The 18,938-nt window shown below is 69.1% G+C and carries 22 protein-coding genes; 11 read left to right on the top strand and 11 right to left on the bottom strand.

Annotated elements, in window-relative coordinates:
- Window positions 1–3: 3 nt before the first annotated feature.
- Together cobT and cobU are read right to left on the bottom strand one after the other, a co-directional pair.
- Entirely contained in the window at window positions 4–1,047 is a 1,044-nt protein-coding gene (cobT, locus tag ND450_RS22690; RefSeq protein WP_089922491.1) for a nicotinate-nucleotide--dimethylbenzimidazole phosphoribosyltransferase, read from the bottom strand.
- Window positions 1,048–1,088: 41 nt separating this feature from the next.
- Window positions 1,089–1,628 carry a bifunctional adenosylcobinamide kinase/adenosylcobinamide-phosphate guanylyltransferase gene (cobU, locus tag ND450_RS22685; RefSeq protein ID WP_253320761.1) on the bottom strand — a complete coding sequence of 180 codons (540 nt, stop codon included), beginning with the start codon at window positions 1,626–1,628 and terminating at the stop codon, window positions 1,089–1,091.
- 16 nt (window positions 1,629–1,644) lie between these two features.
- Here cobU and ND450_RS22680 point away from each other — a divergent pair, with 16 nt between their 5' ends.
- A complete protein-coding gene (locus tag ND450_RS22680) occupies window positions 1,645–1,845 on the top strand; it encodes a hypothetical protein (protein WP_089922493.1) in 201 nt (66 codons plus the stop codon).
- Between the two features lies 1 nt (window position 1,846).
- Here ND450_RS22680 and ND450_RS22675 read toward each other — a convergent pair whose 3' ends face one another.
- The 3 genes from ND450_RS22675 to ND450_RS22665 are packed head-to-tail and all read right to left on the bottom strand — an operon-like array spanning window position 1,847 to window position 4,120.
- Window positions 1,847–2,833: an aldo/keto reductase family protein gene (locus ND450_RS22675; RefSeq protein ID WP_089922494.1), complete on the bottom strand. Its 987-nt coding sequence runs from the start codon at window positions 2,831–2,833 to the stop codon at window positions 1,847–1,849.
- 31 nt (window positions 2,834–2,864) lie between these two features.
- Window positions 2,865–3,494, bottom strand: coding sequence for a trans-aconitate 2-methyltransferase (locus ND450_RS22670; RefSeq protein WP_253320760.1), 630 nt, complete (start codon window positions 3,492–3,494; stop codon window positions 2,865–2,867).
- Window positions 3,494–4,120 carry a DUF3043 domain-containing protein gene (locus ND450_RS22665; protein WP_089922495.1) on the bottom strand — a complete coding sequence of 209 codons (627 nt, stop codon included), beginning with the start codon at window positions 4,118–4,120 and terminating at the stop codon, window positions 3,494–3,496. The genes ND450_RS22670 and ND450_RS22665 overlap by 1 nt, the downstream gene beginning before the upstream one ends.
- Window positions 4,121–4,162: 42 nt before the next feature.
- On the opposite strand from ND450_RS22665, the gene ND450_RS22660 reads away from it, so the two are divergent.
- Complete coding sequence (locus tag ND450_RS22660) at window positions 4,163–5,272, top strand: glycerate kinase (protein ID WP_253320759.1); 1,110 nt, start codon at window positions 4,163–4,165, stop codon at window positions 5,270–5,272.
- Window positions 5,273–5,441: 169 nt separating this feature from the next.
- Window positions 5,442–5,813 (top strand): iron-sulfur cluster assembly accessory protein, encoded by a 372-nt coding sequence (locus tag ND450_RS22655; protein WP_089922497.1) that lies wholly within the window; start codon window positions 5,442–5,444, stop codon window positions 5,811–5,813.
- A gap of 239 nt (window positions 5,814–6,052) precedes the next feature.
- On the opposite strand, the gene ND450_RS22650 is transcribed toward ND450_RS22655, so the two are convergent.
- Window positions 6,053–6,226 carry a hypothetical protein gene (locus ND450_RS22650; protein WP_253320758.1) on the bottom strand — a complete coding sequence of 58 codons (174 nt, stop codon included), beginning with the start codon at window positions 6,224–6,226 and terminating at the stop codon, window positions 6,053–6,055.
- A 157-nt stretch (window positions 6,227–6,383) separates the two neighbouring features.
- Here ND450_RS22650 and ND450_RS22645 point away from each other — a divergent pair, with 157 nt between their 5' ends.
- Window positions 6,384–7,316, top strand: a complete 933-nt coding sequence (locus ND450_RS22645; RefSeq protein ID WP_253327977.1) for a carbohydrate kinase family protein — start codon at window positions 6,384–6,386, stop codon at window positions 7,314–7,316.
- Between the two features lie 7 nt (window positions 7,317–7,323).
- Window positions 7,324–8,088 (top strand): class I SAM-dependent methyltransferase, encoded by a 765-nt coding sequence (locus tag ND450_RS22640; RefSeq protein ID WP_253320757.1) that lies wholly within the window; start codon window positions 7,324–7,326, stop codon window positions 8,086–8,088.
- Window positions 8,089–8,125: 37 nt separating this feature from the next.
- On the opposite strand, the gene asnB is transcribed toward ND450_RS22640, so the two are convergent.
- Window positions 8,126–10,054, bottom strand: coding sequence for an asparagine synthase (glutamine-hydrolyzing) (asnB, locus tag ND450_RS22635; protein ID WP_253320756.1), 1,929 nt, complete (start codon window positions 10,052–10,054; stop codon window positions 8,126–8,128).
- 193 nt (window positions 10,055–10,247) lie between these two features.
- Between asnB and coxB the strand changes: the two genes are divergently transcribed.
- Both coxB and ND450_RS22625 read left to right on the top strand, forming a co-directional pair.
- Window positions 10,248–11,180 (top strand): cytochrome c oxidase subunit II, encoded by a 933-nt coding sequence (gene coxB, locus ND450_RS22630; protein WP_245786494.1) that lies wholly within the window; start codon window positions 10,248–10,250, stop codon window positions 11,178–11,180.
- A gap of 12 nt (window positions 11,181–11,192) precedes the next feature.
- Window positions 11,193–11,609, top strand: coding sequence for a cytochrome c oxidase subunit 4 (locus ND450_RS22625; protein WP_089922501.1), 417 nt, complete (start codon window positions 11,193–11,195; stop codon window positions 11,607–11,609).
- A gap of 153 nt (window positions 11,610–11,762) precedes the next feature.
- On the opposite strand, the gene ND450_RS22620 is transcribed toward ND450_RS22625, so the two are convergent.
- The 4 genes from ND450_RS22620 to ND450_RS22605 all read right to left on the bottom strand — a co-directional run bounded on the left by ND450_RS22620 (window position 11,763) and on the right by ND450_RS22605 (window position 14,573).
- Entirely contained in the window at window positions 11,763–12,443 is a 681-nt protein-coding gene (locus ND450_RS22620; RefSeq protein ID WP_253320755.1) for a 1-acyl-sn-glycerol-3-phosphate acyltransferase, read from the bottom strand.
- A gap of 183 nt (window positions 12,444–12,626) precedes the next feature.
- On the bottom strand, window positions 12,627–13,676 hold the full coding sequence (trpD, locus tag ND450_RS22615) for an anthranilate phosphoribosyltransferase (RefSeq protein ID WP_253320754.1): 1,050 nt from the start codon (window positions 13,674–13,676) through the stop codon (window positions 12,627–12,629).
- Between the two features lie 7 nt (window positions 13,677–13,683).
- Window positions 13,684–14,094: a hypothetical protein gene (locus ND450_RS22610; RefSeq protein WP_253320753.1), complete on the bottom strand. Its 411-nt coding sequence runs from the start codon at window positions 14,092–14,094 to the stop codon at window positions 13,684–13,686.
- A 65-nt stretch (window positions 14,095–14,159) separates the two neighbouring features.
- A complete protein-coding gene (locus ND450_RS22605) occupies window positions 14,160–14,573 on the bottom strand; it encodes a hypothetical protein (protein ID WP_253320752.1) in 414 nt (137 codons plus the stop codon).
- Between the two features lie 93 nt (window positions 14,574–14,666).
- Here ND450_RS22605 and ND450_RS22600 point away from each other — a divergent pair, with 93 nt between their 5' ends.
- From ND450_RS22600 to ND450_RS22585, 4 genes are all read left to right on the top strand, one after another.
- A complete protein-coding gene (locus ND450_RS22600; protein WP_253320751.1) occupies window positions 14,667–15,275 on the top strand; it encodes a heme-copper oxidase subunit III in 609 nt (202 codons plus the stop codon).
- 61 nt (window positions 15,276–15,336) lie between these two features.
- The gene (locus ND450_RS22595; RefSeq protein ID WP_253320750.1) at window positions 15,337–16,149 is read left to right on the top strand and encodes a c-type cytochrome; all 813 of its coding nucleotides are present in this window, start codon (window positions 15,337–15,339) and stop codon (window positions 16,147–16,149) included.
- Window positions 16,146–17,276, top strand: coding sequence for a ubiquinol-cytochrome c reductase iron-sulfur subunit (locus ND450_RS22590; RefSeq protein WP_089922508.1), 1,131 nt, complete (start codon window positions 16,146–16,148; stop codon window positions 17,274–17,276). The genes ND450_RS22595 and ND450_RS22590 overlap by 4 nt, the downstream gene beginning before the upstream one ends.
- On the top strand, window positions 17,273–18,937 hold the full coding sequence (locus tag ND450_RS22585; RefSeq protein ID WP_253320749.1) for a cytochrome bc complex cytochrome b subunit: 1,665 nt from the start codon (window positions 17,273–17,275) through the stop codon (window positions 18,935–18,937). Before ND450_RS22590 ends, ND450_RS22585 begins: the two co-directional genes overlap by 4 nt.
- The last annotated feature ends 1 nt before the right edge of the window (window position 18,938 follow it).

Here is an 18,938-nt window from a genome sequence, read left to right as displayed (position 1 = left end):
GCGTCATTCCTTGTTCGTCACGCCGGCGCTCTCGAACGTCGCCATCTCCGCGAGCACCTTCACCGCCGAGACCAGCAACGGCAGCGCCGCCACCGCGCCGGAACCCTCGCCGAGCCGCATGCCGAACTCCAGCAGCGGCTTCAGGTTGAGGTGCCCGAGCGCGATCGCGTGCGCGGGCTCGGCCGACTCGTGCCCGGCCACCCACCACGCGCGCGCACCCGGCGCGAGCTCCTCGGCGACGACCGCGGCCGCGCCGACGACGACGCCGTCGAGCACGACCGGCGTCTTGCGCACGGCGGCCTGCGCCAGGAAGCCGGCCATCGCGGCGATGTCGGCGCCACCGGCCGTGGCGAGCAACGACACCGGGTCGCTGATCTGCAGGCGGGCCCGGCGCAGCGCGTCGCGGATCGCCGCCGTCTTGCGCATCCACGCCTGGTCGTCGATGCCGGTGCCGCGCCCGACGACGGAGACGGGCTCCGAGCCGGTGAGCGACGCGATCAGCACGGCGGCGGGCGTCGTGTTGCCGATGCCCATGTCGCCGGCGACGAGCACGTCGGCGCCCGCGTCGACCTCCTCGTCGGCGAGCGCGCGGCCCGCCGCGATCGCGAGCTCGCACTGCTCGCGGGTGAGCGCGTCCTCGCGGTCGATCGACCCGGACGAGCGCCGCACCTTGTGCTGGCTGACCGCGGCCGGGGTGTCCGCGTCGACGGCCATGTCGACCACGCGCACCGTCGCGCCCGCGACCTGCGCGAGCACGTTCACCGCGGCGCCGCCGGTGAGGAAGTTCGCGACCATCTGGCCGGTCACCTCGCTCGGGAACGCCGACACGCCCTGGGCGGTGATGCCGTGGTCGCCCGCGAACACGACGACCCGCGGGCGCACGAACGGCTTCGGCGGCACGACGCCCTGGCAGGCCGCGACCCAGTTGCCCAGCTCCTCGAGCCGCCCGAGCGAGCCGACCGGCTTGGTCAGCACCGCGTGCCGGGCCTCGGCCTCGCGCAGAACGGTCTCGTCCGGCGGTTCCACCGGCGGGAACTCGGTGCTCACCTGGTCGCTCCTAACCCTGCTCGTGATCAACCCTGTTGTGATCAACGCAGTTTCAACGGGATGCCGGCGACGAGGAGCGTGACCTCGTCGCACACCTCGGCGACGCGCGCGTTGAGCGCACCGAGGTGATCGCGGAAGAGCCTGCCAGAGCGCGTCGACGGGATGACGCCGAGGCCGACCTCCGCCGTCACGAGCACCAGCCGCGCCCGGCACGTGGCGACCGAACGCACGAGCTGGTCGAGGTGGGGAGTGACCGAGTCCGAGTGGCCGCCCTCCCACGCACGGGCGTCGTCCAGCACGCCGACCAGCCACGTCGACAGGTCGTCCACCAGGATCGGCGGGTCGTCGTACTGCGTCGCGGTGAGCAGGGCGGGCAGGTCGGCCGGAGCGGACGCCTCGACCGTGTGCCACGTGGACGGCCGCCGCGCCACGTGCAGGGCGATGCGCGCGTCCCAGTCCGGGTCGTCGGGATATCTGCGCGCCGTGGCGACGTAGGTCACGACCTGCTCCGTGAGCAGGCCTTCCGCGTGCGCCGACTTGCCTGAACGCGCTCCTCCGAGCACGAGCGTGCGAGGTGACAAGGGTTAGCCTTCGTCCGTGGAATACCGCTGGCGGTACCAGGATGCACACGGACGCGACGTCGCGGGCCCGGATGTGATGTTCGCGGACCAGACCGAGGCCGAGGAGTGGTTCGGCGCCCAGTGGCGTGACCTGCTCGACGCCGGGGTCGAGCAGGTCACGCTGCTGCGTGCGGAGTCCGAGGTGTACGGCCCGATGAGCCTGCACCCGGCCGAGTAGATCAGCCCTGGGCGGTGAGCCGCGGGTCGTCGGTGACGAGGCCCTCCAGGACGGCGTCGATCTTCTTCAGCAGTTCGGCGTCGAGCTTCACGCCGACGGCCTTGACGTTCTCCGTCACCTGCTCGGGACGCGACGCGCCGATGATCGCGGAGGCGACGTTCGGGTTCTGCAGCACCCACGCCACGGCGAGCTGGGCCAGCGTGAGACCGGCCTCCTCGGCGATCGGCTTGAGGTTCTGCACGGCGGTGAGGACGTCGTCGCGCATCCACCGGGCGATCATCTTCGAGCCGCGCTCGTCGGCCGCCCGCGAGCCCTCCGGCAGCTCGGCGCCCGGCAGGTACTTGCCCGTCAGGACGCCCTGGGCGATCGGCGAGAAGACGATCTGTGAGATCCCCTCACGCTCGGAAGTGGGGATCACCTGGGGCTCGATCACGCGCCACAGCATCGAGTACTGCGGCTGGTGGGAGACCAGCGGCACGTTCAGCTCGCGGGCGAGGGCGGCGCCGCGCGCGATCTGCTCGGCCGTCCACTCCGAGACGCCCAGGTAGAGGACCTTGCCCTGCCGCACGAGGTCGGCGAAGGCCGTCATCGTCTCCTCCAGCGGGACGGTCTCGTCCCACCGGTGCGCCTGGTAGAGGTCGACGTAGTCGGTCTGGAGCCGCTTCAGGGACGCGTTCGCGGACTCCATGATGTGCTTGCGGCCCAGGCCCCGGTCGTTGGGGCCGCCCGGGCCGGTCGGCCAGTAGACCTTCGTGAAGATCTCGAGGGACTCGCGGCGCTCGCCCTTCAGCGCGCGTCCGAGCACCGATTCCGCCGCTGTGTTCGCGTACACGTCGGCGGTGTCGTAGCTGCTCACACCCGCGTCGAGGGCCGCGCGCACACACGCGGTGGCGGCGTCCTCCTCGATCTGCGAGCCGTGGGTCAGCCAGTTGCCGTACGTGATCGCGCTGATGTTGAGGCCGCTGCGCCCGAGACGTCGAAACTCCATGCTCGCAGCCTAGACCAGATCGTTCGTGCTGCTAATGAACTTCCGGAGCGTGCCACACCATGGAATACCGCCAGAACAGGTGCCGCCGGATCCGTGCGCCGGGCACGATCTCGGCCGCCGCCGCACGGATCTCGTTCAAGGTCGGGGCGTGCATCACGACCGGCATCTCGGGGTCGTGCGGCTCCTCGCCACCACCCAGGGCCTTCACGAGCCCGACGAGCGCGTTCGCGGGCAGCGTCACGAGCTCCATCGCCCTGTCCGCCCGCGTCGCCGTCCTGTACAGCCCGACGACGACCAGCCTGCCGCCCGGCCCGACCAGCTCGGCGAGCCGGGTCAGGCCCACCCGCAGCGGCAGGTGGTGCAGGCTCGCCTCCGCGGTGACGACGTCGTACCGACCGAGGTCGTGGGTGAGCACGTCACCGTGGATCCACCGCACCCCGGCGCTCGTCGCGCTCGCCCGTTCGATCATGCGGGCGCTGGCGTCGATCGCGGTGACCTCGTCGGCCCTGATCTGCCGCGCCAGCTCGCCGAGCCCGCAGCCGACGTCGAGCGCCGACCCGGCCCGGGACGGCAACTGCCGGAGGAGCCATCGGCGGTACCACGCGTTGTGGTTCCACCGGAGCTTCTCCGGCAGCTGGAGCCTGCGAGGCTTCTCGCGCACTACTTGAGGGTGTCGCCCGGCTTCACGCGCGGCTTGGGCACGCGCAGCTTGCGGATCTGGCTCGCGCGGATGAACGAGTACCAGCCGATCGACAGGCCCTTGATCGGCTCGGTCGGGAACTTGGCCCGCACCCGCTTCGTGACGAGGCGGCCGAGCACGATGCCCTCGATGACCATCGCGAGCAGCATGAACGTCGTCGCGAGCGTCGCGTACCGCTGCACGGCCAGCGACGGCGTCAGCAGCGCCACGAACACCAGGATCGCGAGCGGCATGAACAGGCCCATGAGGTTGCGGCGCGAGTCGACGAGGTCGCGGATGTACGCCTTCACCGGACCGCGGTCGCGCGGCAGCAGGTACTTGTCCTCGCCCGCCATCATGCGCTGACGGCGCTCGGTGGCCGCGGCACGGCGCTCTTCCTTGCTCACCTTGTTGCCGCGCATGCGCTTGAACGCCTCGCGCTGCGTGCGGGGAGGCGGCGGGACCGGACCGGTGCGCCGACCCTGCGCCTCACGCCTCTTGGGCGTGGGCCGGCCCTTGCCCGCGGTGCGGGTGGACTCGGCGACCTCGTCGGTCGCCTCCGTGGCCGTGGCTGCGGTGTCGTCGGAGTTGCGGCGCAAGAACCTCACACCATCAGGGTAGGGCAGCGGGTTTTCTGTACCTTTCGCGAGGTGCGCGTACTCATCGCCCCGGACTGCTTCGGCGGCACCCTGACCGCCCGCGAGGCCGCCGACGCCATCGCCACCGGCTGGCACGAGGCCAAGCCCGACGACGTCGTCGTCCAACGCCCGCTCGCCGACGGAGGCCCCGGCTTCGTCGACGTCCTGCACGCCGCGACGGGCGGCGATATCCGATATATCACCGTCACCGGCCCGCTGGGCGAGCCCGTCGAGGCCCGCTGGCTCAGCGTGCGCGCGGACGGCCCTGATGCAACCGGTCGACACGTTGCATACATCGAGTCCGCGGAAGCCTGCGGCCTCCACCTCATCCCGAAGGAGCTCCGCCCACAGGTCTGCGAGACGGCGACGACGCGAGGCGTCGGCGAGTTGATCGCGGCTGCCGTCGCGTCCGGGACGGGCGCGGATGACAACGATGTCATCCCGGCCGGTGCCAGCCGCGTCGATGTCGTCATCGTCGGACTGGGCGGCTCCGGCACGACCGACGGCGGCGCCGGCATGCTCGCCGCCCTGGCCGAGGCCGACGGCGCCGCCGGCGTCGACCTGACCGGTGTATCGCTCGTCGCCGCGTCCGACGTCGAGAACCCGCTTCTCGGCCCGCACGGCGCCGCCAGGACGTTCGGCCCGCAGAAGGGCGCGTCCCCGGAAGCCGTCGAACGCCTCGAAGCGAAGCTCGCCGCCATGGACGTCCTCAAACCCGTATCCGATATATCGGGTGCCGGGGCGGCGGGTGGCCTGGGCGCCGCGCTGCTCTCCCTGGGCGCGACGGTGACGTCGGGCGCGGGTCTCGTCCGCGAACTCACCGGCCTCGACGCCGCCCTGGACGACGCCGACGTCGTCGTCACCGGCGAAGGAAGCTTCGACTGGCAGTCCCTGCGCGGCAAGCTCATCACCGCCGTCGCGGGCGGCGCCGCTGAACGCGGCATCCCGTGCGTCGCCGTCGCGGGCCAGGTCAGCGTCGGCCGCCGCGAGATGGGCGCGGCCGGCGTCCAGGAGGCGTACTCGGTGTCCGAGCACGTCGGCTCCGTGCAGAAGGCGATGGAGGAGGCCCGCGACAGCCTCGTCACGACGGCCAGGCACGTCGCGAACCAGTGGTCTCGCTGAAGTGCGTGTCCAGCGCTGATATATCGGCCGGCCCGAGCGTGGTCCACGTGACAGTCGACACCCGGGGCGACATGACGTGTCGTTGTGGGACCATGGGAAGTGGAACAAGGCGGGGCACGCCCGTGTTGTTGATGGGTGAACCGCCCGCAAAGGACCTCTTAGGAGAGCCATGACGACCGCTCAGGATGCCGCTTCGACCGCCTCCGAGGCGCCCAGCCACGGCGTGACGCTGACCGATGCGGCCGCCGTCAAGGCCAAGGCGCTGCTGGACCAGGAGGGTCGCGACGACATGCACCTGCGCATCGCCGTCCAGCCCGGTGGTTGCGCAGGCCTTCGTTACCAGCTGTTCTTCGACGAGCGTGCGCTCGACGGTGACGCGATGGTCGACTTCAACGGCATGAAGGTCGCCGTCGACCGCATGAGCGCCCCGTACGTCGAAGGCGCCGTCATCGACTTCGTGGACACGATCGAGAAGCAGGGCTTCACGATCGACAACCCGAACGCCGGCGGGTCGTGCGCCTGCGGCGACTCGTTCCACTAAGGCGACCACGCGGAGAGGCCGCGTTCCCGCATCGACGGGAACGCGGCCTCTCCGCGTGTGGACCGGAAACCCCTGCCGGGTGAGACCCGGACGCGAGACCCGGGGTCAGCTTTTTCGTCGAGGGCTGGCGCTGGGAGCCCGACCCTGGAAGTCAGACGCCGGAGGTCGGAGACCAGGCCCCTGAGACGGAACCACGGCCACCGGATCCTGGAGCCCGCGCCGGACCAGATCTCCGAAGGTCACACGCCGTATTCGGCGAGGCCTTCGACCTGGTGGGCGCACCGCTCGTCGACCTGCCACGGCGCGGCGTCGCGCGGGGCGGGGAGGGGGTGCTCGGGGTGGATGAGCACGACGGGGAGCTGCGCGCAGTCCTCGATCAGTTCACTCATCGTGGTCGCCTCTGGGATCGTCACACCGTGACCGTATGTCGGCGGTCTGACCTGCGATAGCCCTACCAAACAGTAGTCTTCACGCGGTACTCGTCCGGGTGAGTTGTCACGTAGCGCAACAAAGAAAAGAGGAGCCGACGTGCCCCTAGCCGTGTGCGGCAGCATCGCGACCGACCATCTGATGCACTTTCCGGGTCGTTTCGCGGACCAGCTGGTCGCGGAGCGTCTCGACCGCGTGTCACTGAGCTTTCTGGTCGACGACCTGGTGGTCCGTCGCGGTGGCATCGGCGCGAACATCGCGTTCGGCCTCGGTGTGCTCGGGGTCAGGCCTGTGCTCGTCGGCGCCGTCGGCAAGGACTTCGACGACTACCGCTCGTGGCTCGAGCGGCACGGCGTCGACACGTCCGGTGTGTACGTGTCGGAGGTCGCGCACACCGCGCGGTTCGTCTGCACGACGGACGCCGACATGTGCCAGATCGCCTCGTTCTACGCGGGCGCGATGGCCGAGTCGCGCAACATCGAGCTCGCGCCGATCGCCGGTCGTGTCGAGAACCTCGAGCTCGTCGTCATCAGTCCGGACGACCCCGCGGCCATGCTCCGCCACGCCGAGGAGTGCCGTCAGCGCGGTTACAAGTTCGCCGTCGACCCGTCGCAGCAGCTCGCCCGCATGGACGGCGCCCAGGCGCGCGCGTTCGTCGAGGGCGCCGAGTACCTCTTCAGCAACGACTACGAGTGGGAACTGCTGCTGCAGAAGACCGGCTGGACCGAGGCCGACGTCCTCGCCCGCGTCGGCAAGCGCGTCACCACGCTCGGCGCCAAGGGCGTCGAGATCGTCGACCGCGACGGCTTCTCGCTGCACGTCCCCGCCGTCCCCGAGGTCGCGAAGACCGACCCGACCGGCGTCGGCGACGGCTTCCGCGCGGGCTTCCTGGCGGGCATCACCGCGGGCCTGAGCATCGAACGCGCCGCTCAGCTGGGTTCGTTCATCGCCGTCGAGGTGCTCGAGACCGTCGGCACGCAGGAGTGGGTGATCGAGCGCGAGGCGGCGCTCGCCCGCATTCGTGGCGCGTTCGGTGCGGAAGCCGCTGAGGAGATCGCCCCCGTCCTGCCATGATCGGACAATGGGGACGTACCTGTTCGGCGACACCGCTGAGTCGCCCGACCCGAAGTTCGACGCGCTGAGCTCCCTGCTCGACGCGGGCACGTTCGCCCGCGTCGAGCAGCTGGGTGTCGCGGACGGCTGGCGCTGCCTCGAGGTCGGAGGTGGCGGGGGATCGGTGGCGAACTGGCTGGCCGACGTCGTCGCCCCGTCCGGGCACGTGACGGTCACCGACATCGACGTCAGGCGGCTCGAGGAGCGTGACAACGTCACGGTCCTGGAGCACGACGTGGTATCCAATATATTGCCGGGCAACGCGTTCGACCTGGTCCACGCCCGCCTGGTGCTCTTCTACCTGCCCGCTCGCGAACTCGTCCTGCGCAAGCTGCGCGACTCGCTGCGGCCCGGCGGCTGGCTCGTGCTGGAGGAGTTCGACTGCCTCCCGCTCGAAGTCCTCTCCGCCGCTCCCGACGACGCGAAGCTGATCATGCGGGTGAAGAACGCCCTGCTGACGCTGCTGGACCAGGCGGGCGCCGAACTGGCGTGGGGTGCGCGCATCGAGAGGGCGCTGCTCGACGCCGGGCTGAACGACGTCAGCGGCTCCCGCGACGTGCAGGAGTGGGAGGGCGGGTCCGCCGGCTGCCGGTTGCTCGCCACGACCGCACGCCTGGTGCGCGCGAAGCTCCCGCTCACCGACGCCGAGTTCGACCGCTACCTGGAACTGATGGCGTCTCCCGAGGTCGTCCTCAGCTCGTACGCGATGTGCAGCGCGCAGGGACGCCGGTAGAACGGGAGAGGGCCCCTCCGGAGAGGGGCCCCGCGACCTACAGCTTCACCGGGTAGTGCGGCTCCGGCACCACCGGCTGGATGCGGCCCTCGACGAAGATGCCGTGCCAGATCATGAACACCAGCAGCGCCCAGATGCGGCGGCTGTGGTCGAGCACACCCGAGCGGTGCTCCTCGATCAGCCGCAGCACCGCGGTCTTGTCGATGTACTGGTCGGTCTGCGACGCGCGCACGACGTCGACGGCCCAGTCGTGCATCTCGTCCTTGAGCCAGTGCCGGATCGGCACCGGGAAGCCGAGCTTGCGGCGGTTCAGCACGTGCGCCGGCACGATGTCGCGGATCGCCTTGCGCAGCGCGAACTTCGTCGTGTCCTTCGTGATCTTCAACTCACTCGGGATCTGCGACGCGATCTTGAAGACCTCGGGGTCGAGGAACGGGACGCGCAGCTCCAGCGAGTTCGCCATGGTCATCTTGTCGGCCTTGACCAGAATGTCGCCGCGCAGCCACGTGAACAGGTCGACGTGCTGCATGCGCGTCACCGGGTCCCAGGCGGCGGACTCGCGGTACGGCTTCGCCGTCACGTCCATGTGGGACACCGACGGGTCGTACGTCTTGAGCACCTGGCGCAGGTGGTCGTCGAGGAAGATGCGCGCGTTGCCGTAGTAGCGCTCCTCCAGCGTCAACGCGCCACGACGCAGCAGGTCCTTGCCGCGCACGCCGTGCGGGATCTTCGTGGAGACCTTGCCCATCGCCTTGCGCAGCGCGCCCGGCACCTTCTCGAAGCCCGCCAGCGACAACGGCTCGCGGTAGATCGTGTACCCGCCGAACAGCTCGTCCGCGCCCTCACCGGACAGCACGACCTTCACGTGCTGACGCGCCTCACGCGCGATGAACCACAACGGCACGAGCGCCGGGTCGGCCACCGGGTCGTCGAGGTACCAGGTGATCAGCGGCAGGGAGTCCATCATCTCCTGCGCGCTGACCGTGCGGACCACGTGCTTCACGCCGATCAGCGCCGCCGACTCCGCGGCCACGTCGACCTCGGAGAACCCCTGGCGCTCGAAGCCCGTGGTGAACGTGATCAGGTCCGGGTTGTGCTCCTTGGCCAGGGCCGCGACGACCGTCGAGTCGATGCCGCCGGACAGGAACGAGCCGACCGTCACGTCCGCGCGCATGTGCTTGGCGACCGAGTCGCGCAGCGCGGCCGTGATCTCGTCGTACAGCGCGTTCGCCTCGGCCTCGCTGCGGACCGTGCGGACCTTGAACTGCGCCGGGAAGTACCGCTCGAACCGCGGCGACTCGCCCGGGACCAGCGTGAACGAGTGCCCGGACTCGACGCGGTGGATCGAGTCGTGCAGCGACTCGGGCTCCGGCACGTACTGCAACGTGAGGTAGTGCTGCAGACCCTTCACGTTCATCTTCGGCGCGATGCCGATCGAGGACGCGATCTCCAGCAGGACCTTCTTCTCGCTGGCGAACGCGACACCGCTCTGGCCCTGCGCCCAGTACAGCGGCTTGATGCCGAACGGGTCGCGGCCGCCGAACAGGACCTCGCGCTCGGCGTCCCAGATGATGAACGCGAACATGCCGCGCAGCTTCGAGATCGCCGCCGGGCCGAGGTAGTGGTACGCGGCGACGATGGTCTCGGTGTCGCCGTCGGTGTGGAACACCGCGCCGTGCTTCTCGGTGAGCTCGGCCCGCAGCTCGAGGTAGTTGTAGATCTCGCCGTTGAAGTTGATCGTGTACCGGCTCGGCGACTCCGCCGGACCCCAGGTCAGCGGCTGGTGGGAGTGCTCGATGTCGATGATGGCGAGGCGGTTGAAGCCGAAGACGACCTCGTCGACCCGACGGGTGCCGCTCTCGTCCGGACCGCGGTGCCGCATGCAGCGCAGCGCCGCCTCCACCGCCGGACGTGCGTTCTCAGCCTCGTTCTCGCTGGGGCAAACAAGTCCTGCCAGGCCGCACAAGGCTCTCGCACCTCTCAAAAGACATGAAGGGGAAGACCACGGGGAAGTCCCCAGTATGCCGAAAGGGCTCCGTGTGACCGAAACTGCACCGCAGCGGCGGTGCCCCCAAGGGGTGAGCGAGGTTGCGCTGGGCTACGCTCCCGCTTGATCCGTTGGCATGACCAGTAGTTGTGAACGAGGAGGCGGGCGAGCAGTGGGCCTGAAGGAGGGCACCAGGGCATCCCGGCTGGTGAAGACCGCTGGGCTTGTGAGCCTGGTCGGTATCGGGGCCACCGGTTGCTCCACGGACGAGGTGCTGCGCTTCGGATGGCCGCAGGCCGTCACGCCGCAGGCCGAGAAGATGCGCGAGCTCTGGACCTGGTCCGTGATCGCCGCGCTCGTCGTCGGCGTCATCGTGTGGGGCCTGATCCTGTGGTCGGTGGTGTTCCACCGCAAGAAGTCGGAGGAGCTGCCGCGTCAGACGGCGTACAACCTCCCGCTGGAGATCGTGCTCATCGTCGTGCCGACGGTGATCGTGGCGGTGTTGTTCTACTTCACCGCCATCACGCAGAACTACGTCACGGACAAGTCGGGCAAGCCCGACGTGAACGTCGACGTCATCGCGTTCCAGTGGAACTGGGAGTTCCAGTACCCGGACCACAAGACCGAAGAGGGCAACGTCGTCAGCACGGTCGGCACCTCGGGCGAGGTCCCGATCATGGTGCTGCCGGCCGGCAAGCGCATCCAGTTCACGCTGCGCTCGACGGACGTCATCCACTCGTTCTTCGTGCCGGAGTTCCACTTCAAGCGCGACGTCTTCCCGCAGCCGGAGAAGAACAACCAGGACAACGTCTTCCAGATCGATCAGATCGACCGTCCCGGTGCATTCGTCGGCCGCTGCGCCGAGCTCTGCGGCTCGTACCACGCGGTGATGAACTTCGAGGTCCGCGCGCTCGAGCAGGCCGACTTCGACAAGTACATCGCGCTCCGCAAGGAGATCAACGAGAAGACGGGCAAGCCGTACACCACGGCCGAGGCCCTCTCCCAGGTGAACTGTGACGAGTGGTGCTCACCGCTGGCCACGACGACGACCCCGTTCAACACCGACCGGACGGCTCGTGAAGCCTCCGGTGCGGGCCAGAAGTAGGGACATTCCGCGATGAAGATCGAAGCTCGCGTATTCGACCTGGTGATGGCCTTCTCGTTCCTGATGGCCGTCGTCTACGGCTACTGGACGCACCTGGCGACCGGCCACGTCGAGCCCACCGGCACGGTGGCGCTCGCGCTGACCGGTGGCCTGGCCCTCATCACCGGCACCTACTTCCGGTTCGTCGCCCGCCGCATCGAGGTGCGGCCGGAGGACAACCCCGACGCCGAGGTGTCCGACGGCGCCGGTGAGCTGGGCTTCTTCAGCCCCGGCTCGTACTGGCCGGTCGGCCTCGCGGCCGCGGCGGCGACCACGGGTGTCGCGGTGGCGTTCTGGCACGTGTGGCTGCTGGTGATCGCCGTCGTCATGGTGCTGATCATGGTCGGTGGCCTGGTGTTCGAGTACCACACCGGTCCCAACCACGACTGATATCCGATATACCGGATATCGCTCAGGTTCGTTCGAGGCCCTCTCCGTCACGGAGGGGGCCTCGAATTTTTGCCGCCGATATGTGATACATCGCATATCGCACGAAAAAGGCCCCCTCCGTGACGGAGAGGGCCTTCGTGGTTCACGCGAGAATCACGCCGCCGCGGGCACCGGGGTCTTCTGGTACGCGTCGACGTACTCCTGACCGCTCAGGTCCAGGATGCGGTAGATGATCTCGTCGGTGACGCTGCGCAGCACCGGCAGCGACTCCTGCATGCCGTCGTAGCGGCTGAAGTCGAGCGGCTCGCCGAAGCGGACCGTCACCGGGACGATCTTCGGGAACCTGCTGCCGACGGGCTGCACCTTGTCCGTGCCGATGATGCCGACCGGGATGACCGGGGCGCCGGACTCGAGCGCCATGCGGGCGACGCCCGTGCGGCCGCGGTGCAGCATGCCGTCGAGCGAGCGCGTGCCCTCGGGGTAGATGGCGAACGCGTCCCCGCGCGCGAGGATCTCGGCGGCCGTGTCGAGGGCCGCACGGGCGTCGCGGCCCTTGCCGCGGTGCACCGGCACGTGGCCGAGCGAGGAGAAGAACCAGCGCGACAGCGAACCCTTGAGGCCCGTGCCCGTGAAGTACTCGGCCTTCGCGAGGAACGACACACGGCGCGGCACGACCATGGGGATCACGACGCTGTCGATGAAGCTGAGGTGGTTGGCCGCGAGGATGACGGGGCCGTCGGTGGGGATGTTCTCCAGACCTTCGACCACCGGGCGGTAGACGAGACGGGCTGTGCGAGCGACGACGTGCTTCATCACCGGGTAGAGGAAGGCCATGACTCCAGCATTCCAGGTGACGATTGCCACGGCGTTACCACGTGAGGCGCATCTCCGGCCGATCACTCGCTCGGGCTAGGCCGATGCGGCGTCCGTGCGAGCAGGGTCACGCGCCGACGACGACGCGTGACCGAAACCGCTCCGCGGCTCCCGCAATGCGTGCTCCGGGGCCTACTCCGGGGCCTACTTCGGGGACGCCTTCAACGCCTGCGAGAGCTCCACCCAGCGGCTCAACAGGCCCGCCGCGGCACCGGAGTCGATGGCACCGGCCGCGCGGCTCAGCGAGGCCGTCAGGTCCGCGTGCAGGTCGTCGGAGAACCCGCCGTGCGCCGCGATGGCCCCGGCCGCGTTCACGAGCACCGCGTCCCGCACCGATCCGGTCTTTCCCGCCACCAGGTCGCGGACCACCTGGGCGTTGACCGACGGGTCGCCGCCCTTCAGGTCCTCCTCGCGGGCGGGCTTCACGCCGAGCACGGCCGGATCGATGGTCGCGGTGCGCACCACGCCGTCCTGCGCGAGCCACGCGGACGTCGTCGTGGTCGTGGTGATCTCGTCGAGGCCGTCGTCGCCCCGCACCACCAGCGCCGTGTTGGCGCGCCGGGCGAACACGCCGGCGATCAGCGGCGCCGCGGCCGCCCGCGCGCAGCCGATCAGGCCGACGGTGGGCTGCGCGGGGTTCGTCAGGGGGCCGAGCAGGTTGAACGACGTCGGGATGCCGATCTCGCGCCGCACCGGGCCCGCGTGGCGGAAGCCGGGGTGGAACACCGGCGCGAAGCAGAACCCGATCCCGAGCTCGCGCACGGTCTCCCGCACGCCCTCGGCCGGCAGGTCGATCGCGACGCCCAGCGCCTCCAGCACGTCCGCCGTGCCGCACTGCGACGACGCGGCCCGGTTGCCGTGCTTGACGACGGGCACGCCCGCGGCGGCCGTCACGATCGCGGCCATCGTCGAGATGTTCACCGAACCGGAGTGGTCACCGCCGGTGCCCACGATGTCGGTCGCCCGCACGTCCACCGTGAACCGGTTCGCGTGCTCGAGCATCATCGTCGCGAGGCCGTCGACCTCCTCCGGCGTCTCGCCCTTGGCGCGCAGCGCGACGATGAACGCCGCGATCTGCGCCGCCGTCGCCTCGCCCGACATCACCTGGTCCATTCCCCAGGCGGTGTCGTCCGCGGTCAGGTCGACGCCGTCGAGCAGCCGGTTGAGCAGCGAGGGCCAGGTGCGCTGGCTCATGACGGGATCAGCCCTTGACGACGGGCACAGCCGAGCCCCGCAGCACCTCGGCCACGGTCTCGGCGGCGGCCAGCGGGTCGAGCGGGTGCACCAGCACCGCGTCCGCCTGCGACCAGGTCGCGAGCCACCTGTCGTCCTTGCGGCGCACGGCCACGACGACCGGCGGGCAGTTCGTGATCTCGTCCTTGAGCTGGCGGGACAGGCCCATGCCGCCGGTCGGCTGGGCCTCGCCGTCGAGGATCAGCAGGTCGACGGTGCCGTTGTCGACCTCGTAGAGGACGTCCGCGATGGTGCCGACCTCGAGGTACTCGACGCGGGACAGGTCCGGCGCGGGACGGCGGCCGATCGCAGTGATGATCGTCTCACGCACCTCGGGACGGTGGCTGAACACCAGGATCTTCGTGGTCTGCGTGCTCATCTCTGGGCCCTCCGCTGCGACTGCCGACTGCGGTCCTGAAGAAAGTGACCAAGGTCGCCGTGATGCTATCGGGCGGGCTCGCCCGGCTTCTGCAGGGCGTCCCACCCCAGGGCCTCACCGCCGAGCCGCTGCGCCAGCGAGGCCATCCGCGACCGCTCCTGGGCGCAGTGCAGCGCGTCCAGCTTCTGCACCCGACTGATATGCGATATATCACCGGCGACCAGCACCCAGCCTTCCGGCGTGAGCAGCTCTCGCGCGCGTTCTACCTGGTCAGCGGGGATGCGCACGTGGTGCCGGAGCACGGCGAGGTCGTCGGCACGCCACCGCGGGGACCGCGCCAGGGCGGCCGAATCGGCCTCCGCGATGTCGAACGCCTCGACCACGACGACGAGGTCCGGGTCGTCGACGGCCAGCGACGGCTCCTCCTCGCGACCCAGGAACCTGCGCAGCACGTCGCGCAATCGGCCCAGCAAGCTCATTCGTCGATCTCCTCGCGATCACCCTGCGTGTGACCCGCCCGGCCCAAGATCTGCCCAGGACCCGATGGGCGGACGGAAATAGCGCAAGCAATAATGCTGCTCGTGACCACGGCAGCGCCTTCAATCGGCCAGCGCGTGCACTCGCTGAACCGCCCGAACATGGTCAGCGTCGGCACGATCGTCTGGCTGTCCAGCGAGCTCATGTTCTTCGCTGGCCTCTTCGCCATGTTCTTCACGGTGAAGGCCCAGAACGAGGGACCTTGGCCCCCGCCCCCCACGCACCTGAACATCCCCTACGCGTCGGTCTTCACGATCATCCTGGTCGCGTCGTCCTTCACCTGTCAGTGGGGCGTGTTCGCGGCGGAGCGGGGAGACGTCTTCGGTCTGCGTCGCTGGTACATCGTGACGCTGATCATGGGTGCGATCTTCGTGGGTGGTCAGGCGGGTGAGTACATCGAGCTCGTCGAACACGGCACCACGATCCCGTCCTCGGCCTACGGCACCGTCTTCTACCTGACGACCGGCTTCCACGGCCTGCACGTCATCGGCGGTCTGATCGCGTTCGTATACCTGTTGATCCGGACGAAGCTCAGCAAGTTCACGCCGGCACAGGCCACCTCCGCGATCGTCGTGTCGTACTACTGGCACTTCGTCGACGTCGTGTGGATCGGCCTGTTCGCCATCATCTACATCGTGCCCTGACCCAGCCGGCACGCAGCCAAGCCACGAGCTCCCGAACTGACAGCAAGGGTTGCCGCACACCATGACCACCACGACGAAACGCCCCCGCGGCGCCCGCACCAAGCTGCGCCGCCGGGTCGCCGGACTGCTCGCACTGGGCTTCGGCCTGCTGAGCGCCGGCATGCTGTTCGCCGCCTTCGCGCCCCAGGCGCAGACCGCCCAGGCGCAGCAGCAGGACGCACTGGTCCGCCAGGGCGAGCAGATCTACCTGAACACCTGCCTGAGCTGCCACGGCTCATCCCTCGAAGGTGTGAAGGACCGCGGGCCGAGCCTCGTCGGCGTCGGCGACGCCGCGGTGTACTTCCAGACTTCCTCCGGCCGCATGCCCATGGCACGGCAGGAGGCGCAGGCCATCCGCAAGCCCGCGAAGCTCTCCCCCGAGGAGATCAACGCGCTGATGGCCTACATCACCGCGAACGGTGGCGAGGGCCCGAAGAAGCCCTCCGAGTCCGGTGAGGCCCTGCGCGGCGACAACCCCGCCCGCGGTGGCGAGCTCTTCCGCCTCAACTGCGCCAGCTGCCACAACTTCACGGGTCGTGGTGGCGCGCTGTCCTCCGGCAAGTTCGCACCGGCGCTCGACGGTGTGACCGAGGAGCAGATCTACACGGCGATGCTGAGCGGTCCGCAGAACATGCCGAAGTTCGGCGAGCGCCAGCTCACGCCGGAAGAGAAGAAAGACATCATCGCGTACGTCAAGTCGGTCACCGACGGGAACAACAACTCCGGCGGCAACGCCCTGGGTGGGTTCGGACCTGTTTCCGAGGGCTTGATCGCGTTCATCGTGGGCATCGCCGCGCTCATCGGCGTGACCCTCTGGATCGGAGCCAAGGCATGAGCGGCGACAAGCCGACCGAGCTGCCCAGCGAGGCAGAGCTCGCGGAGATGAGCCGGGACGACCTCGTCAAGCTCGGCACGAAGATGGACGGCGTCGAGCTCGTCCACTACGAGGAGAAGTTCCCGGTCCCCGGCACCCGCGCCGAGCGTCGCGCTCAGCGTTCGGTGGCCGTGTGGTTCCTCGTCTCGGCGCTGTCGGGGCTCGCGTTCCTCGGCGTCTTCCTGTTCTGGCCGTGGGAGTACGAGTCCCCGTCGAACGAGTCGGGTCACTTCCTGCACAACCTGTACAACCCGCTGATCGGCCTGTTCCTGGGCCTGTCGGTGGTGGGCCTCGGCATCGGCGCCCTGCTGTACACCAAGAAGTTCCTGCCCGACGAGCTCGCGGTGCAGCAGCGCCACGACGGCCCGTCGACCGCGGTCGACCGCGCCACGCTGGTCGCGGAGCTCGCCGACGCGGGTGAGCGCAGCGGCATCGGCCGCCGCAGCCTGATCAAGCGCACCGCGGGCCTCGGCGCCGGCGTGCTGGGTCTCGGTGTCGCCGCCGTTCCGCTGGGCGCGCTCGTCAAAAACCCGCACTCGGACAACGAGACCAAGAACTCGCTCTGGCACACCGGCTGGAAGCCGGAGAAGCCGGGCGAGAAGGTCTACCTGCGCCGCCACACCGGCAACTTCCACGAGGTCTCCCTCGTGCGTCCCGAGGACGTCGAGCCCGGCGGTTTCGAGACGGTCTTCCCGTTCCGCGAGTCCGAGCGCGACGACGAGCACGCTTTGGTCGCCGCCCTCAAGCGCGCCGACGCCCCGGTCATGCTCATCCGCATGCGCCCGAACCAGGCGATCACCAAGCGCGCGGGCCAGGAGGACTTCAACTACGGTGACCTCTACGCGTACTCGAAGATCTGCACGCACCTGGGTTGCCCGACGTCGCTGTTCGAGCAGCAGACCGGTCTGCTGCTCTGCCCCTGCCACCAGTCGCAGTTCGACGTCTTCGAATACGCGAAGCCGCGGTTCGGCCCGGCGACCCGTCCTCTTCCGCAGCTTCCGATCACTGTGGACGAAGAGGGATACTTGGTAGCCCGCAGTGACTTCATCGAGGCTGTGGGTCCGGCGTTCTGGGAGCGGAAGTCATGAGTGCCATCACCACGCCGACGAAGCCGGCCAACGCGGCCGCGCGCGTCGCAGGGGCGGCGGCCAACGCTGCCGACGAGCGGTTCCACGCGGCCTCTGGCCTGCGCAAACAGCTGAACAAGGTCTTTCCGACGCACTGGTCGTTCCTGCTCGGTGAGATCGCGCTGTACAGCTTCATCGTGCTGTTGCTGTCGGGTACGTACCTGGCGTTGTTCTTCGACCCGTCGATGACGGAGGTCACTTACAACGGGGCGTTCGAGAACCTGCGCGGGATCGAGATGTCGCGGGCGTTCGCGTCCACTCTGGACATCTCGTTCGAGACCCGTGGCGGGTTGTTCGTGCGTCAGGTGCACCACTGGGCGGCCCTGCTGTTCATGGGCGCGATCGTGGTGCACATGTTCCGGATCTTCTTCACCGGTGCGTTCCGCAAGCCGCGTGAGATCAACTGGGTCATCGGCATCGTGCTGTTCATGCTGGGCGCGATCGAGGGCTTCCTGGGCTACTCGCTGCCCGACGACCTGCTCTCGGGTACGGGCCTGCGGGTGATGGCGGCGCTGCTGATCTCGTTCCCGGTGATCGGTACGTGGCTGAACTGGCTGATGTTCGGCGGGGAGTTCCCGGGCACGGACATCATCCCGCTGCTCTACACCGCGCACATCCTGATCATCCCGGCGATCATCCTGGGTCTGATCGCGGCGCACCTGGCGCTGGTGTGGTACCAGAAGCACACGCAGTTCCCCGGTGTGGGCCGCAAGGAGACCAACGTCGTCGGTGTCCGGATCATGCCGGTGTTCGCGGCGAAGGGCGGTGGTTTCTTCGCCATCGTCGTCGGCGTGATCGCGATCATGGGTGGGGTGTTCCAGATCAACCCGATCTGGAACATCGGCCCGTACAACCCCGCGCAGGTCTCCGCCGGGTCGCAGCCGGACTGGTACATGGGCTGGACCGACGGCCTGGTGCGGATCTGGCCGGCGTGGGAGTTCTACCTGGGCAACTACACGATCCCGGCGCCGTTCCTGCCGTTCATCCTCGGTCTGCCGCTGCTGACCGGCATCGCGGCGGCGTATCCGTGGATCGAGCGCCGGATGACCAAGGACTACGCGCACCACAACCTGCTGCAGCGCCCGCGCGATGTTCCGGTGCGCACGGCGCTGGGCTGGATGGCGATCACGTACTTCATGGTCCTGCTGCTCATGGGTGCGAACGACATCTTCGCCTACCAGTTCGACATCTCGTTGAACCTGACGACGTGGATGGGCCGCATCGGCATGCTGGTGCTGCCGCCGGTGGCGTATTTCGTGGCGTACCGGATCTGCATCGGCCTGCAGCGCGGGGACCGTGAGGTGCTCGAGCACGGTGTGGAGACGGGCATCATCAAGCGCCTGCCGCACGGTGAGTTCATCGAGATCCACCAGCCGCTGGGCCCGGTGGACGACCACGGCCACCCGATCCCGCTGGCCTACCAGGGTGCGTCGGTGCCGAAGAAGATGAACAAGCTCGGCTCGGCCGGTCACCCGGTCGCGGGCAGCACGTTGTCGCCGGACCCGGTCGAGGAGACCGTGGCCCTGCAGAACGCGCGCAGGCACATCCACGCCTCCGAGGGCACCAGCTCCCAGGACGAGGCGAGCGAGCTCGCCGGCAGGCCCTCCGACCCGAAGGCCTGAC

The sequence above is a fragment of the Lentzea sp. HUAS12 genome, assembly GCF_024125735.1.
Lineage (GTDB): Bacteria > Actinomycetota > Actinomycetes > Mycobacteriales > Pseudonocardiaceae > Lentzea > Lentzea albida.
This window is presented reverse-complemented; position numbering and strand designations above follow the sequence as displayed.